We start from the raw sequence: 16,670 nt of genomic DNA, 5'->3' as shown, positions 1-16,670 counted from the left end.
CGGCGGCATCCTCGGGGCCGGACATGATCACACCATCGCGTGAATCACCGATCGGCACGCGCGCGTGGGCGGCCTCCGGCGCCGCCTGCAGCCGGACGTCTGTGGCAGTACTGCCAAGTAGGGGTGAAGGCAAGGGCGTTCAGGTGGCGGAGGGCGATCTGTGGGGCCTAGGCTCGATCGCCACATGGAAGCCGACCGGCCGCCTGCGGCCCGGGGGAGGTAGGCCGTCATGACCGAGGCACCGCTGCGCGCGGAGCTGCTGCTCACCCACGACGTCTCCGCGGAGCTGGAGCGGGAACTGACCGCCGGGTTCGGGGAACTGGGTGCGCCCGCGGTCCGTGTCCGGCGGACGCTCGACCACCGCGGCCCGGCCGACCTGCAGTGGCTGGTGCTCGTGTCACTGCCCCTGCAGGCCTTCCTCAGCGGGCTGGGCGGCGAGGCCGTCAAGGACGGTTACCGCGCACTGCGGGATCTCGTGGCACGTCTGGTCCGGCGCGGGGCGACCGCACCGGCCGCGGCGCCCCGGCCACTGGTGCTGCAGGACGAGCGGACCGGGCTGCGGATCGTCCTGGAGGCGGACCTGCCGCAGCGTGCGTACGAGGAACTCACGGCACTCGATCTGAGCGGGTTCGGCGTCGGGCCCCTGCACTACGACCTCGCGCGCGGCAGGTGGCGCTCCGAACTGGACGAGGCGGCGGGCTGAGGCGCGGCGGCGAAGTGGCGTACGACGACGTGCACCACGCATCGGATGCGCGGCCCACCGCGCCGAGGCGGATCCTGCGCAACTGCGAGCAAGGGGAAGCCCTTCTGGCCGCGGGAGATCTGACGGCGGCGGCACGGGCGTTCCATGCGGTGCTGGCGGAGGTCGGTCCGCTGGAGGACGGCAGTGCAGAGGGGGGCCTCGGGTGTACGGCACCTGCAACTGGCGTAGCTGCAGCTGAAGACGGCGCACCCTCCCACCTCGCCTCCCGAACGCACATCGGCCTGGGTCGGGTGGCGCTCTGGATGGAGGATGCGGACCGAGCCGAGAGGGAGTTCAGGCGGGCGGTGCGGTTGCGGCCGGCGGATCGGGGGCCGCTGTACTGGCTGGGCTGCGCCGCCGCCCACCGGGGAGCGCAGGACCGGGACGCCTACGAGCTGGCCGAGCTGAGGTTCACCGAGGTGGTGGAGCGGTGGCCCGGTGACGCGCCGAGCCTCGTGCAGCGCGCCCACGTTCGCGTACGGCTCGGCCGGCCCACCGACGCGCTCGCCGACTTACGCTCCGCGGAGCGCATCGGCCCACTCGACGCGGAGGCCCGCTGGGTGCTGGCAGCCCTGTCGGGCGCCACGGCACCGGACGTCGCCCGGCGGCTCGGCACGGCAGCTCGGTCCGCCATGGAACGCGCCGGTGCCACCGGGCCGAAGGGGCGCCGGCGCGCGGCCGACGACTGGAACCGGGCCGCGGCCCTGCTCGACCGGGCCCGCCAACTGGCCCCCGGCAACCGCGAGTTCACCCTTCCCCACGCGGTCGCCCTCTGCCTGAGCGGCCGTCGCGAGGACGGCATCGCAGTGATCACCGACGCCACACGCTCCACCCCCACCGACCGCCACCTGGCCCACACCCTCGCAGTAATGACGTGGCACGCGCTCACCCCCACGGAGGGCACGGACACCGCCGCGGACGGGACAAAACCACCTCGCACCCCCGACGCTCCGTCGACATCACCTCACACCGCTGACCACGCGGCCGGGCCGACGCACACCTCCGGTGCGGTGGCGGAGTCACCTCAGGCCGCCGACCATACGGCCGAGCCAACTCGCGCTACCGACACCGCGGCAGGGCCGACTCGCACCTCCGATGGGACGGCGGAGTCGCCTCGCGCTGCTGACCACACGACTGGGCCAACTGGCGCCACCGACACCGCGGCAGGGCCAGCTCACACCTCCGGTGGCACGACGGCACTACCTCACGCCGCTGACTACACGGCCGGGCCAGCTCGCGCCTCCGGTGCGGCGACAGAATCACCTCGCGCCACTGACCACGCGGCCGAGTCAACTCGCACCACCGACACCCCGACCGGGCCAGCTCACACCTCCGGTGGCACGACGGCATCACCTCACGCCGCCGGCCACACGGCTGGGCCAACTGACGCCTCCGGTGGCGCGACGGAGTCACCTCACACCTCCGCCGACGCGACCAACCCGTCCCGCGCCTCCCACCGCACGGTGCAGCCACCCCGCACCGCCGACGACACGACCCGGCCAACTCGCGCCTACGACACCGCGACTCACCCACCTCACACCGTCCACCGCGCGGCGCAGTCACCCCGCACCGCAGACCCCGCGACCGGGCCAACTCACACCTCCGCCGACGCGACCACCCCACCCCACAGCCCCCACCCCAATCCCAAAACCCCCGCAGCCACCCCCAACGACGACCCCCTCGGAGCCTGGTCCCGGGCTGTCGCCTCATGGGCCGGGCTGTTGCATGACGCTGTGTTCTGGGAGCAGTGGCGGGTTGGGGCGGGTGGGCGGTACGGGGTGGTGGTGGGGGACGAGGAGATTGGTGCGCTTCGTGCGGATCTGCAGGGGGCGTTGGAAGCTCTCATGCCTGAGGGGGATGCCGGTGGCCGGGTCGCGCCCGAGGTGTTGCTGGGCCGTGAGACCGAGGCGGCGCGGTTGCTCGCGGAGGCGGGTGGGTTGCCGTTGGCGACCGGTTCGGCGCCCTTGGTGTGCGGGCCGTTGCGGATCGCGGAGCTGGGCAGGGAGGCGGAGTTGGGGGCGTTCGTCTCCGCGGCGGGGGATGCCGCACCGGCCCTGCGCCAGGCCTTCTCCCACCTCGGCTTCGCGCAGGCCCTGCTGCGACTCGACCGTCCCGCGGAGGCGCTGGCCGCGCTGTCGGGGCTGCGCTGCCCGAGTTGCCGCGCCCGCGGCGGCAGCGGGGACGAGGGCAGGCGGACCTGTGCCGCGACGTCCTCGGGGCGCGGCAGCGGGGAGCGGGCGGGCGGGGCCGCGGCGAACAACGGGCAGGCCGCGGCGCCGCGGGCGGAGCGCGGTGCCGTGTGCGACCCCGACTGCACCCGCTTCGACACGCGCAACCCCGCCTACGCGGGCCAGGCCGCCAAGCACATCCTGCTGATGCGGGACGGACGCTCGCTCGCGTTGGCGGCGCGCCTGGCCCAGGGCCGCGCCGCGCTGAGCCCCGCAGGGCCCGATGTCCGCAGGGCCGCGACGAGTTGGCAGCGCGCGCTGACGCACGCCCGGGCCATCGGGCAGGGTCCGGAGGTCGAGGCGATCGTGGCCGACACGGCGCTCGCCGCGGCCAAGGCGCTGCACCGGGCCGGAGACATCGACGCCGCCGGCTCGACCCTGGAGGCGGCGTACGCCCTGCTCGGCGAGGGCCAGCACGAGCGTCTGAAGGGGCAGTTGGCGCGGGTGTTGACCGACCGCGGCATCGCACAGGCCAACCGTGACATGGACCGGCTGGAGGGCCCGGCCGCCGATCTGCGCCGCGCCGTCGAGATCAACCCCCATCTGCACCGGGCCCAGACCAACCTGGGGGTCGTCCTGCGCATCCTCGGGGCACGCATGCGGTGGTCGGGAAGTCTCGTGGGCTGCAGGAGCAGACTGCAGGAGGCGCTGGACCGGGTCACCGCGGCACTGCAGCACTTTCCCGGGGATCCTGAGCTCTCTCAGCTACGAGATCTGGTGGAAGCCGATCTCGCCCTGGTTCACTCGGAGTTGGAGCAGGGGCGGATCGGGGGACTGCCGTAGTGATGGAGTACGAGGAGCTGCGCTTCCGGGTGCGCCGGGTCGGCGCGCACCGGCATGTGCTGACGGTGAGCGGTGCGGGCGCTGCCGCGGACGTACTGACGGTGGGCGCCCGGCCCGAGGCGTACCGCGAGCGCATGGAGCAGCTGATCGAGGCCGAGCTCGGCTACGCACCGCTCGGCGACCAGGATCCCGCCGCCCGGCTGCGTGACCTGGGCCGGGACGTCTTCGGACTGCTGCTGGGCCGACGGGCCGCGGAGTGTATGCGTGCGGCGCACGAGCTGGTGCGGGGCATGCAGCCCGCGCGCGGACTGCGACTGCGCTTCGACCTGCCGCCCGACCTGCGCTCGCTGCCGCTGGAGGCGCTGTGCGCGCCCGCCGCCGAACCGGGTCAGACGCCGGCGCTGCACGACAGCCTGTCGCTGGTGCGGTCGCTGCCTGGCGGCCCGATCGGCAGACGGCTGCCCGAACCGGAGGACGCCCCGAGCAAGATCCGGCTGCTGGTCGTGCACGCCTCGCCCGAGGGCGCGGCACTCCCGGTGGGTCAGGACGAAGTCGCGTCACTGCTGCGGGAGTTGCCGCAGGTCGCCGTCGAGACGACGCTCGTACGGCCGGCCACCCGCGAGCGGCTGGAGACCGCGCTGGGCGAGCGCTCGGACCTGCCCACGGCCGTGCTGCTGATCGCCCACGGTTCGTACGACACCGGGCGCGGCAAGGGCATGGTGCACCTCGAGACGTCCGGCGGCGGCACCGACCCGGTACCCGCCGATCTGCTCAGCGGCACGCTGCTGCGGGCACCCCGGCTGCGGCTCGCGGTGCTCAACCTCTGCTCGGGGGCGGACTGTTCGCACACGGAGCCGTTCTCCGGGCTCGCCCAGGCGCTGATCGGCGGCGGTGTGCCGGCCGTGGTGGCCATGCACGGCCGGGTGAGCGACCGTTCGGCGGGGCTGTTCGGGCCCGCGCTGCTGAAGAAGATCGCGGCCAACCAGACGATCGACGAGGCGATGGCCTACGCCCGCCGCAGCATCTCCTACCAGTCCGGGCACACGGCCACCGAGTGGGCGACCCCGGCGCTGTTCCTGCACGAGGAGTGCCGGCACGGCTGGTTGTTCAAGGCGCGCGAGGTGCGTGAGGACGGGCATGCGGCGCAGGATCCCCTGCGCCAGGGCGCCGAGGCGCTGAAGGCGTTCAACAACCCCATCGGGGACGTGAATTCGGCCCAGCTGATCGAGGCGGCCCGCTTCCAGCGGCTGTACCGCGACTGGGAGCAGGTGCGCAGCATCCTCGCCACCGATGTGCAGCGCTTCCGCCGGGAGCAGGAGCTGCTGCGGGAGGAGGCCGCGTACGAGCTGGCCTGGGCGAAGGTGCAGAAGCTCTGCGAGCTGCTCGCCGCGGAGGACGCGACGGCGGCGCACCGGGCGCTGCCCGGGGTGCGGGTCGCGCTGCCGCACGGCGAGCAGGCCTGGCTGCCCGTCCTGGACAGGGAGGTGCAGGACCTCACCCGGCTCTCCGCGCTGCTGGAGCAGGCGCACGCGGCGGCGCGGGAGGCGGACTGGGCCGGTGTGCTCGCGCTGTGCGAGGAGGTGCTCGCCGAGCGGCCCGCCGGGTTCGGTGACGCGCGGCGGCTGCGCGACACCGCCGTGGAGGAACAGACGGTGCGGGAGGCCTGCGCCCAGGCGGACGCGGCCTGCGCCGCGGATGACTGGGTGGCCGCTGCCGCCGCCTACGACCGGGCTCTGGGTCTGCGCTCCGACCACGGCCCGGCGCTGGCCGGACGGGCCTATGTGCTCGGCCGTACGGCCGAGCAGGCCGGGGACTGGGCCGCCGCCGCGGACGCCTACGCGCGCTGCCCGCACCTGCGCGACGCGACGGCCCGCGCGGCCCACGCCCGGGGCCGACAGGCCGCCTCGGCCGGGGACTGGAGCGCTGCGCGCGACGCGTTCGAGGAGGCGGCGGGCCGGCGCACGGACGCCGACGGAGCGGCCGTGGGCGTACAGGACGGGACGCCGAACGGCAGCGCGAACGGGCACGCGCGCACCCGGCTCCCCTCCCTCGCACTCACCTCCTGGCTCGCCTACGCCTCCGCGCGCGTGGCGGAGGAGCAGGAGCGGTGGGAGGAGGCGACCGAGGCGTTCACGGCGGCCGACGGCTTCACCGACGCCGCCCTGCGGGCTCACCACGCCCGGGGCCGCGCGGCCGTCAAGGACGGCGCCTGGCCGGAGGCACTGGCCGCGATGGAGACGGCGGCGGGACTGCGCGCAGAGGTCGAAGGGACCTTGCCGACGGCGACCGGACTGCCCGCGGGCACCGACGGGACCCTACCGACGGCGACCGGACTGCACGCCGAAGCCGGAGAGACCGTACCGACAGCGGTCGCACTGCCCGCCGAGACCAACGGGACCCTACCGACGGCGACCGGACTGCCCGCCGAGACCAACGGGACCCTGCCGACGCCAGCCGGACTGCCCGCCAAAGCCGACGGCACCGTACCGGCGGCAGGCGGTGCGGAAGTCACCGGTCACCAGCCCGACGCCGGTGCGGTGCCTCAAGGCGCCAATGGCTGCCTGCTGTTGGCGGACGCTCTGCCCGACCCCGGCGCCTGGATCCCCGAGTTGCGGGAGCGGGTGCGTGAGCGTGCCGGTGTCGCCGCGGAGTCGGGTGACTGGGGGCAGGCGCTGGAGTGTCTGCGGATGCTGCCGGACGCGTACGAGGACACGTCGGCGCAGCGGCGGTTCGCCGAGGGGCGGGTCGCGGAGGCGGCCGGGGACTGGGAGGCGGCGGCCGGGGCGTACGCCGAGGCGCTGCACCCCGACGCCCCCGCCCGGCGGCACTACGCGCTGGGTCGGGCCTCGGCGCTGTGCGCGGAGTGGGACGCGGCCCGCGAGCACTTCGCCGAAGTCCCCGACCGCATCCATGACTTCCCGGAGCCGCCCGCGCCGCTGCGGCTGTACGCGCAGGGCAGGGCCGCCTCCGCGCGCGGCGACTGGAAGGCCGTCGTGGAGGACTTCGGCGGGCTGCCGGACAGCCATGCCGACGGCGACGTGGGGCATCGGCGGCGGTACGCACGCGCACGGATCGCCGAGCAGCAGGAGGAGGCCAGGGCCGACACCTGGATCTCGGTGCTGCGGCATCTGGACGACGTACCGGACGGGGCGCTGGACGGCGCGGTGGGGCTGCTGCGCCGCAAGGCCGCCGGGCTGCATGCGCTGGGGCTGGCCGACCTGGAGCGTGCCCGGGACCTGTTCGAGCCGTTCGCCGCCGAGGACGAGGAGTTCGCGCTGCTGCACGGATATGTGCGGGCGCGGCTGCACGAGCGCGACGAGGCCTGGCAGGAGGCGCTGGCCGCCTACCGTGCCCTGCCCGGCGACCACGCCGACGTGGCGCCGCGCACCCGGTACGCCGAGGCGCGGGTGGCGGAGGCGGTCGCCGAGAGCGCCGAGCAGTGGGGTGCGGTCCAGGAGGCGTACGCGGAGCTGGCGGACGCCTTCGCCGAGGACGGCGGTTTCGCCGACGCCGCGGTGCGCGCGCAGTACGCACGGGCCCGGCACGCCGAGGCCGTGAGCGACTGGGAGGAGGCCTGCCGCAGCGCCGACGCGCTCCGCGCGCACGCCGACGCACCGCTGATCGCCGCCTATGCGCGGGGCCGGCTGACCGAGGGCCGACGGGACTGGCACCGGGCCGTGGACGCCTTCCGTGCGAGCGGGCCCTACCGCGATGCCGAGGCGCGGCTCGCCCACGCGGAGGGCCGGCTGCTGGAGGAGCAGGGCCGGTTCGCGGCGGCCGCCGAGGCCTACGAGCGGGCCGGCGACGGGCACGAGGGGGCGCGGGCGCAGGCGGTGCGGCTGCGCGGGGTGCTGCGGCTGCCCTGGGTCGACGGTGCGATCGGCGAGCCGCTGGTGGCGGACCCGTTCGCGCTGCGGGACCGGACGTTCCCGTATCTGGCGCTGCGTGACGCGGGCGTGGGGCCGGGCTCGTCGATGGACGCGGTGAACGAGGTGTCGTTCACGCTGATGGAGCGCGAGGAGATGAGCTGGTCCTGGCCGGAGCGGGTGGCCTGGGACCGGCTGCGGGTGGCGGCGCGGCGGCTGGAGCTGGACGCGCAGCTCTACCGGTGGCACGCCCCGGCCGCGGTCCGTGAGGCGGTGGCGCATCTCGCGCCGGACGACGGGCCCGACCCCCTGGAGGCGCTGTGCGAGCGCTTCCCGAAGGACGCCCCGCTGCTGCTTCTGCTCGCCCGCGGCCGGGACGCGGCCGTGGCGGCCTGGGAGGAACGGCTGGCGACGGCCCCCGGCGACATGGCGGTGGTGCACGGTCTCGCCGTGGCCCGGCTGTGGCAGGCGCGGGAGCTGGAGCACAGCGGCGCCTGGGAGCACGCGGTGCGCGCCTGGGCGGAGGCGCTCGCGTACTGGGCCGCGCTGCTGAGCGACGAGGGCTACTGGGACGGCTGGCGCACCGAACGCGCGGCCTGCTATCAGCGGACCGTGTCGCTCGACGACCTCGCACGGCTGCGCCGTGATCTGAGCCTGCATCTGTCCGACGGGCTGGCCGCGGGCGAGGAGACGCACACCGACCAGGGCAGGCCCGAACAGGCCGCGGAGTACCGGCGGTTGACGGCGCTGTTCGAGGCCGAGCTCGGCGGGGCCCGGGTGCTCAAGGAGGTCGGCGGGCTGCCGACGGTGCCGGGCACGGCCCTCGCGCTCGCCTGCGGGCCCGCCTATCTGCACATGCTGCATCTGGAGGTGCCGCTCGCCGAGCGGACGGCCGAGCTGAGCGCGGCCGCCCAACAGGGCCACGATCCGGGCGAGTTCACCGTGCGGAAGCTGCGCTGGGCGTTCTCGGCGCTGTCCGGTGCCTACGCGCTCGCGGAGGCACACCGGTTCGACGAGGCCATCGAGGCGATGCCCGCGCTGCCGGCGCTGACCGAGCTCCCCGAGGACTGCGCGGACCGCGACGCGGACACGCATCCGCGTGACTGCGGCCACTGCCAGGACTTCGTGCGCCGCGGCCCCGCCTATCTGCGGCTGCCGCGACGGCACGCCCGGTTCGCGCAGGACGGTGCGGCGCTCGCGGTGCACGCGCGGCTCTCGCTCGCCCAGGCGGCGCTCACCAGCGGCTCCGGCGCGCTGGACCGGGCGGTGGAGCACTGGCGGCAGGCGGTGACGGCGGCGGCGAGCGGCGGCATGCAGAGCCGGATCACCGGGGCCGTCGTACAGATGGTGCTCGGGCGGGTCGAGGCGCTGATCGACGCGCCCGCCGAGCAGCGGGACGCCTCCCTGGACGCGGCGGTGGCGCTGATCGAGCAGGTCAAGCCGGTGCTGCAGCCGCTCGCCAAGGATCTGGCGGCCCAACTGGACGCCCAGCTGTCGCTGCTGCTGTCGATGCGCGGCGTGTGGCGCGCCTCCTCCCGCGTACGGTACGACCTGCCGCTGGACCTGCCGGCCGCCGAGGCCGATCTGCGGCGGGCGCTCAGGCTCAACCCGGAGTCGGGCCACGCCCGCGGCAATCTCGTACGGGCGCTGGTGTACACGCTCGACGAGCGCACCGCCGATCCGGTGGAGCGGCTGGGGCTGCTCGCGGAGGCGATCGGCCTGCTGCACACGGGACTTCGGCAGCAGCTGCTGCACGACTACCGCGAGACGCTCGCCGAGACCCTGAACGTGCTGGAGCGGCTGGTGTCCACGCGTATCGGCATCGACGGACTGGCCGAGCTGATGCGGGAGATGTCCCAGGAGCAGCCGGAGAACGAGAACGACCTGGCGGCGCTCGCGGAGAGCCTCGTGGAGCGGGCACGGCAGGTGCTGGAGCGGGACGAGGACGTGGCGCTGGCCGTGTATCTGCTGATCCGCGCGGCCCGCACCGACCCGGACTCGGAGCGGGTCCGCGGCGTTCTGCTGGACGCGGTCCACCGCTGGCGCGATGTCCTGCGGGGCTCGGGCGGCTCGGGGCAGGAGGAGGGCGACGCATGATGATCGAGGACCCGGCGGGCGGGCGGATGCCGTACGCCGCGCTCGCTCCGGTGGGGGTGACGCCGTGGACGTCCCATGCCGAGATGCAGGACGTCTCGTTCGAGTTGCAGGGGCGGGGGTTGATGTCGCCGCGGACGCAGCAGGCGTGGAATGAGCTGCGCAGCACTCGGCGGAGGTTGTTGATCGATCTGTTGATGTACGACATCGGTGAGTTCGGAGCAGAGGCGGAGGAAGCGGTGTCGTCCGGTGTGGGGGTGCCTCCGGTGTGGGCGGGGCGGTTGTTGGACGAGTTGATTCGGTTCGATCGGTGAGTGGGGGGCCGCGGTGGCGCGTCACGGGGGGTGTGGTGGGTGTGGTGGGGCGGGTGCGGGTGTGTTGTGGCTTGGCGCGCCGTTCCCCGCGCCCCTTGAGGGCGTTCCCGTCACGTTGGCTGGTTCGGACCCTGGGAGTGTCATGAGCGACGCGGGCGTGGGGGCTGCTCGGCTTGGTTATGAGCATGCCCGGGAGTTGGCGGCGCGGGAGGCGGCGCATCGGGCGCATCTGGAGCGGCTGTTGCTGCTGTGCGCGGACACGCTCGACGACTTCGACCGGCTGCTCGGCGACGGCCCGGAGCGGGACGGGGAGGCGTACCGCGGCAGTCTGCGGCGGATCGCCGAGCGCTTCGAGAGCGCGCTGCGCGGCGAGGGGCTGGAGCCGATCGGGGTCAGGGGCGAGCGGGCGGACCCGGCCACCCACCACGTGGTCGAGGTGCGGCCGTCGGCGTCGGCGGCGGAGGACGAGGTGGTGCAGGTGCTGCAGCGCGGGTACGGCCACGACGGCCGGGTGCTGCGGGCGGCGCGCGTGGTGGTCGCCGTACCGGACAGTCAACGAGCAGCCGGGAACGGTCGGTTGACCGGGAACGACATGGAGGGGGAACGGCAATGACGGCGATCGGCATCGACCTCGGCACCACCAACAGCGTGGTGGCACGCTACGACCCGGACCACGGCGAGGCCCATGTGGTCCGCAACGGCGAGGCGAACAACCTGACCCCCTCGGTGGTCGGCATGATGCGCCGGGAGGGCTCCGAGCAGTTGCTCGTCGGCCAGCACGCGCTCAACTGGGCGGACCGGCAGCCCGAGGACACCGTGCTGTCGGTGAAGCGGCTGATGGGCCGCGACTTCACGGACGCCAAGGTGACGCGGGCCAAGGAGCGGCTCAACTACCGGATCGTGGCGGGCCAGGACGACGATCCGCGGGCCCATGTCGTCTTCGGCGGCCGTACGACCACCCCGGCGGAGGTCTCCAGCGCGATCCTCGGCAAGCTGGCCAAGGACGCCTCGCGCAACCTCAACGAGGAGGTGACGCACGCCGTCATCACCGTTCCGGCGCACTTCGGCGACGCGCAGCGCGCGGCCACGCGGGAGGCGGCACAGATCGCCGGGATCACCGTCAAGAAGATCATCGACGAGCCGACGGCGGCCGCGATCGCCTTCGGCATGGACAAGAAGGCCGGACAGCGCAGCCGTATCCTCGTCTACGACCTGGGCGGCGGCACCTTCGACATCTCGGTCCTGGACTCCACCAAGGGCCGTGACGGGACGGCCCAGTTCGCGGTGCGGAAGTTCGCGGGTGACGACTGGCTCGGCGGTGACGACTTCGACCTGGCGGTCGTGGAGCGGATCGCGCAGTGGGTCGAGCAGGAGTGCGGCATCGACCCGTCCGACGACAAGCAGTTCCGCTTCACCGCGAAGAAGTACGCGGAGCAGGCCAAGCGCGAGCTGAACGACATGCCCGAGACCATCATCAACATCCCGGCCGGCTTCCGCGGCGACGGTGTGGTCGTCGATGTCTACATGCCGCTCACCCAGGCCGAGTTCAGGCAGCTGACGGACCCGCTCGTGCAGCGCACCATGGGCCTGGTGCGCGAGACGCTGGAGCAGGACGGGCTGACCACCGCGCAGATCACGGACGTGCTGCTGGTCGGCGGCGGGACGCTGACGCGTTCGGTGTACGAGGCGGTGGAGGCTTTCTTCGGCAAGGAGAAGGTCCGCCGCAGCATCAACCCGATGGAGTGCGTGGCCCTCGGCGCGGGCATCCTGGCCGGGACGCTGGACGGCGTGGAGTGCCCGGCCGAGGACTGCGGGACCGTCAACGACGAGGCGGCGGCGGCCTGTTCGGCCTGCGGTACGAGCCTGGCCAGTGGCCGCGCGGTCGGTTCCACCGGGCTGTACGAGGTGACGGGCGTGGCGATGGGCATCGCCGCCGTGCGGGGCTCGCAGCGCGACGTCTTCGTGCCGATCATCGAGAGCGGCACCGCGTATCCGCTGCCCGAGCCGTGCACCAAGGTGTTCCAGGCGACCGACACCCGGGTCATCCGGGTGCCGGTGTACGAGGGCAACAGCCCGGTGGCGAGCAAGAACCAGGAACAGGGCGTGGTGGAGTTCGAGCTGCCCGAGCCGATCGAGCTGAACCAGCGCGTCGACGTGTCGTTCAACTACGACGCCGACCGCACCATCACCGTGTCGATCAATGTGCCCGGCACCCAGATGTCCATGCCGCCGGCGCCGCCCAAGCGCGAGAAGCCCCGCACCCAGCCGCCCGCCCCGACCTACGAGCCGGACAGCGCGACGCTGCGCCAGCGGCTGGAGTGGGCGAAGCGGGACACGGAGAAGTTCCTGCAGCGCTACGGCGGTTTCGTCGAGGACCTGCAGGAGATGAAGGTACGCCGGGATCTGCAGCAGGCCGAGCAGGTGCTGCGGCAGGGCGAGAGCGGCGAGTACAAGCGGCTCACCGAGCTGCTGGTCGACGACATGTACCACAACTGCGGCTACGCCAGTCAGTTCCTGCACGCCGAGGAGGCCGCGGACGGCGCGCCCCCGGAGACGGCGGGGCTGATCAACGAGGCGGTCGGCTATGTGAAGCAGGCGCACGCCGAGGGCAACCGGCTGCTCACCGCCCAGCAGGCCCGCAATCTCGCGAACCTGGTGGCGCAGGCCTACGACGCGCGCCGGGTCTCGGCGCTGCGCGACACGGAACGCTTCGACGGGATCCTGCGGGTCCCCGACGACGCGGCGGAGACGTGACCGCGGCGGGCGGCCCGGACGGGCGGGGGCACGAGCTGGGGCTCGGCCTCGACTTCGGCAGTACGGCCGTGCGGGCCGCGTTCGGCGGGCCGGGGGGCCCGGTGCGGCGGTTCACGCTGTCCGGCCCGCGGTGGCCGTGGCTGCTGTGCGAGCCGGCCGTGACCGGGCCGCTGCCGGTGGCGTTCCCGAGCCTCAAGAGCCGTCTGGGCAGCGGCCGTCCGGTCCGGGCCGGCGGGGTGGCCAGGGCGCCGGAGGAGGTGGTGACCGAACTGCTGCGGGAGGTGCGCGAGCGCGCCGAGGCCGAGGCCGGCGGGCGGATCACCCAGACCGTCGTCAGCGTCCCGGCGAGCTACGACTCCGGGCAGCGGACGGCGCTGCTGGACGCGGCGCGTGCGGCCGGACTCGGTCCGGTGCGGCTCATCGGGGACGCGATGGCGGCGGTCATCGGGCACACGGAGGGACGGGGCAGTACGACGTGCCTCGTCTACGGGCTGGGGTACGGCGGCTTCGAGCTCGGCCTGGTGCGCGGGGCGCGGGAGCGCTACCGGGCGCTGGGCCACGAGTCGGCGTCCACGACCGGAGGGCGGGCGTTCGACGACGCGGCGCTGACCGGCATGCTGCGCGCCGCCGGGCGCCGGGCCAACCCGGACCGGCTGGCCGAGACGGACTGGCTGCGGCTGCGGGCGCGGGTGGAACGGATCCGGGAGGAGATCGGCACCTCCGGCGACGACGGGCTCCTGGAGCTGGACCTGGGCGGCGGCATGCCCGCCCAACTGCAGTTCGGCCGCGCCGGGTTGGTGGAGTACCTGGAGCGCCATGTGCGCCGTACCCTCAACCGCGCGCAGACCCTGCTGGACCAGTCGGGGATGGACCGGCGGGACGTCGACACGCTGCTCCTGGTGGGCGGTGGCACCCGGCTCGACGCGGTCCGGGCGGGAGTGCAGGGGCTCGGCCGCGAGCTGGTCACGGCCCCCGAGGACCTGCTCGCCACGGGCGCGCTGTGGCACGCCTCCCAGCTCGCCGGCGCCCCGCCCTCGCCACTGGAGGGCCTGGCGGTGGAGCCCGCGGACACCTCCGACGACACCCTGGCGGAGGCCCCGCGGCTGTCGGTCACCCTGCTGTCGCCCCCGCCGCCGGCCGCGCCCGCGTCGGAGTCCGAGGAGCCCGCGCCGCCGTCCGATCCGGGCGTGCCCCTGGACGTCGCGCTGGCCCGCAGGCTGGCCGAGCACGGCCGGGTGAAGGAGGCCAGGGCGCTGCTGGAGACGATCCTGTCCGAGGCGCGGACCTTGCTGGAGTCCCTGGAGGGCGCGGCGGCACAGGCGCCGGACGCGCCGCCGCCCGAGACGGCGCCGGTGACGGCGCCGGTCACCGCGGCCGCCGGTCCGGGGCAGACAGGCGCCGGTGACGAAGCGGCGGCGGCGTTCGCCTCCACCGAGCCGACGGACTCCGAGTACCAGGCCGACCGCAAGGCCGTACGGCGGCTCACCATGGCGCGGGACCTGCTGACGGAGCGGCGGTACGAGGAGGCGGTGCAGGCCTCGCACGCCGCCTGGCAGGCCGCCCGGGACGGCACGTCGGGCGCCGATGTGCTGGACGCGATGATCGGCGTGCACTGCGCGGCGGCCATGGCCGACTTCTCCCCCGAGCACTTTCCCGACGCCGAGCGCTGGCTGCGCTGCGCCTACGGCCACGACCCCACCAACGCCCGGGTGCGCGAGCTGCTCGCCGAGCGCACCTACCGGCACGCCGAGCGGCTGGAGGGGCGCGGCCGCCTCGACGACGCCGTCGAGGCACTGGAGCAGTGTCTGACCTGGAACCCCGAACACGCCTTCGCCCACGAGCTGTTGGAGCGCATCAGCCGCCGTGGCAGGAACCACCGGGACAGAGGTGGCGTCCCTCGCTGAGGAGGGCCCGCCGATCGCAGGAGCACCGGAGGTCCCGGTGCCGAGTCAGGAGAACTCGCTTGTCCACCGCACCCAAGCCCAACGACCCGAACTTCCTCGACCGCAAGGTGCTGGGCACGCAGCTGAGGGAACTGCTCGACCAGCACCCCGAACGGCTCGCGGCCCGCAGGCCCGAACTGCGCACGCTGGCCGCCGACCTGGACGCCGGCAACCGGCTGCAGACCTGGGCCGAACTCGACCTCGTCGAGACCTTCGTACGCCCGGAGAGCCTCGCCTCGGTGCCGTCGGGCGCACCGTCCGGCACGCCCTGGTGGCGGCGGGCCCCGCGCGACGGCGTACTGGAGGCCGTGCTCGGTGTGCTGGTGTTCATCCCGCTGCTGGTCACCTGGTTCGGGCTGCGTGAAGCGGTGCGCGCCTACGGCGAGTTGAGCCGCGACAACCCCAAGCAGGCGACCCGGCCCTTCCTCCAGCTCTGGCAGACCGGTTTCGGCGGTCATCTGGCGGCGGTGGGCCGGTTCGAGAACGTGGCCATGATGGCCGTCGTGCTGATCACCCTGCTGGTGCTGTTGTCGGTGTGGCACGCGCACACCCGGACCCGGGCCGAGCGGGCGGAGGAGGACCGGCAGGCGGGCGACGAGCAGTTGCTCGGCTCGCTGGCCTCGCTGCTGAGCCGGGTGCAGCTGTCGATCGCCCCGCACCGGGCCGCGTCCCCGGACCAGTTCTCCAGGGAACTCACGCGCGCCGCACAGCAGTTGCAGAGCCTGCTGCAGAAGGCCAACGGCAGCCACAAGCGGCTGTCGGACGGCGCGGACGCGGTCGCCAAGGCCACCGACGCGCTGCAGCACGCGGCCGGGGCGCTCACGGCGGAGGTGCCGCGGCTGGCGACGGCGGCGACCCGCGTCGAGGCCGCCGTCACGGCCGGTACGAGCGCCACGGACCAGGTGCGGCAGGACAGCAAGGAGTCGGCCCGGCTGATCGCGGACCAGCTCAAGTCGGCCTCCGGCGAGGTGCAGTCCGCGTTCTCGTCGCTGGTCGCCGAGCAGAAGGAGCTCGCGTCCAAGTCCGGGGCGGCGGCGCACGCGGCCGAGCAGGCGGCGCTGGCCGTCGCGGCGGGCGCCGGACGGACCAACGACGTCGTGGACGGCATGCGGGAGGCGACCGAGCGCTGGGACGCGGCGGCTGCGCACTGGCAGGACGCGGCGGCCCGTCTCGACCAGGCCGTGCGTGCCCTGAGCGCACGCCAGGTGCCCCCGGGCCCGCCCGCGCTCCCGGGACAGAACCCCGTGCTCCCGGGACAGAACCCCGTGTTCCCCGGACAGAGCAACGGTGCGCCCGCCCCGAACGGCACCGCGCCCGCTCCCTCGGACGGGCATGCGTACGAGTATCCCGACGGCGGCAACGGCACCCAGGGCACCATGCAGTTGCGGTTCGGCCGGCGCCGGCGTCCGGACGGCGGTGAGGTGTGAGCACGCGCCCCCGGCGCCGCACCCGCCGCCCCGGAGTGGTGGTCCTCGCCGGCTGGCTCTTCGCCGACCTGCTGCTGGTGCTGGCGCTGGTGTCGATGGCGGACCGCCCGGACCCGCTGGCCGACCCTCCCAAGCCGTCCCCGACCCCCGCGACCTCCGCCCCCTCGACGCCGGACCCCTCGCCGACCGGGCCGCAGGGCGTGTCGCGCTCGCCGATCAAGTTCAAGGTGCACGGCACCGACAAGGGCTCCCTGCAGCGTCAGCTGCGCTCCGCCACCGCCAAGTGGAAGGGCCGTACGGCGGCCCTGGTGCTGACGTTCGGCGGCGGGCAGGGCGGCACGGTGTACGCGCACAGCGTCAACGGCCAGCTCTCCAAGGCGCGGCCCGACATGTTCGGCAAGCGGATGGCGACGGACGACTTCCTCGACCTGAGCGCGGCGGCGAACACGGCGGTGGTGCGCGTGTACTTCTACACACAGCCCGTCGAGTAGCGGGCCGTGGACGGTGCGGCGGCGGGCA

The 16,670-nt window shown here is 74.3% G+C and carries 9 protein-coding genes; all 9 read left to right on the top strand.

Annotated features, from left to right (window positions below):
• Window positions 1-229 precede the first annotated feature (229 nt).
• Window positions 230-703, top strand: coding sequence for a hypothetical protein (locus MQN93_RS01420; protein ID WP_016431966.1), 474 nt, complete (start codon window positions 230-232; stop codon window positions 701-703).
• Window positions 704-2,586: 1,883 nt separating this feature from the next.
• Window positions 2,587-3,753, top strand: a complete 1,167-nt coding sequence (locus MQN93_RS01415; RefSeq protein WP_242707936.1) for a tetratricopeptide repeat protein — start codon at window positions 2,587-2,589, stop codon at window positions 3,751-3,753.
• Window positions 3,754-3,755: 2 nt separating this feature from the next.
• Entirely contained in the window at window positions 3,756-9,716 is a 5,961-nt protein-coding gene (locus MQN93_RS01410) for a CHAT domain-containing protein (protein ID WP_242707935.1), read from the top strand.
• On the top strand, window positions 9,713-10,027 hold the full coding sequence (locus tag MQN93_RS01405) for a hypothetical protein (protein WP_016431969.1): 315 nt from the start codon (window positions 9,713-9,715) through the stop codon (window positions 10,025-10,027). Before MQN93_RS01410 ends, MQN93_RS01405 begins: the two co-directional genes overlap by 4 nt.
• A 142-nt stretch (window positions 10,028-10,169) precedes the next feature.
• On the top strand, window positions 10,170-10,640 hold the full coding sequence (locus MQN93_RS01400) for a nucleotide exchange factor GrpE (RefSeq protein ID WP_242707934.1): 471 nt from the start codon (window positions 10,170-10,172) through the stop codon (window positions 10,638-10,640).
• Complete coding sequence (locus MQN93_RS01395; protein WP_242707933.1) at window positions 10,637-12,781, top strand: Hsp70 family protein; 2,145 nt, start codon at window positions 10,637-10,639, stop codon at window positions 12,779-12,781. Before MQN93_RS01400 ends, MQN93_RS01395 begins: the two co-directional genes overlap by 4 nt.
• Window positions 12,778-14,685, top strand: a complete 1,908-nt coding sequence (locus MQN93_RS01390) for an Hsp70 family protein (protein WP_242707932.1) — start codon at window positions 12,778-12,780, stop codon at window positions 14,683-14,685. The genes MQN93_RS01395 and MQN93_RS01390 overlap by 4 nt, the downstream gene beginning before the upstream one ends.
• A 59-nt stretch (window positions 14,686-14,744) precedes the next feature.
• The gene (locus tag MQN93_RS01385) at window positions 14,745-16,151 is read left to right on the top strand and encodes a hypothetical protein (protein WP_242707931.1); all 1,407 of its coding nucleotides are present in this window, start codon (window positions 14,745-14,747) and stop codon (window positions 16,149-16,151) included.
• Window positions 16,148-16,642, top strand: a complete 495-nt coding sequence (locus tag MQN93_RS01380) for a hypothetical protein (RefSeq protein ID WP_242707930.1) — start codon at window positions 16,148-16,150, stop codon at window positions 16,640-16,642. The genes MQN93_RS01385 and MQN93_RS01380 overlap by 4 nt, the downstream gene beginning before the upstream one ends.
• Window positions 16,643-16,670 lie beyond the last annotated feature (28 nt).

The sequence above is a fragment of the Streptomyces spinosisporus genome (assembly GCF_022698145.1).
GTDB classification, from domain to species: Bacteria; Actinomycetota; Actinomycetes; order Streptomycetales; family Streptomycetaceae; genus Streptomyces; species Streptomyces spinosisporus.
Note: the sequence above shows the minus strand (reverse complement) of the source record. Positions and strands in the feature narration are given on the sequence as shown.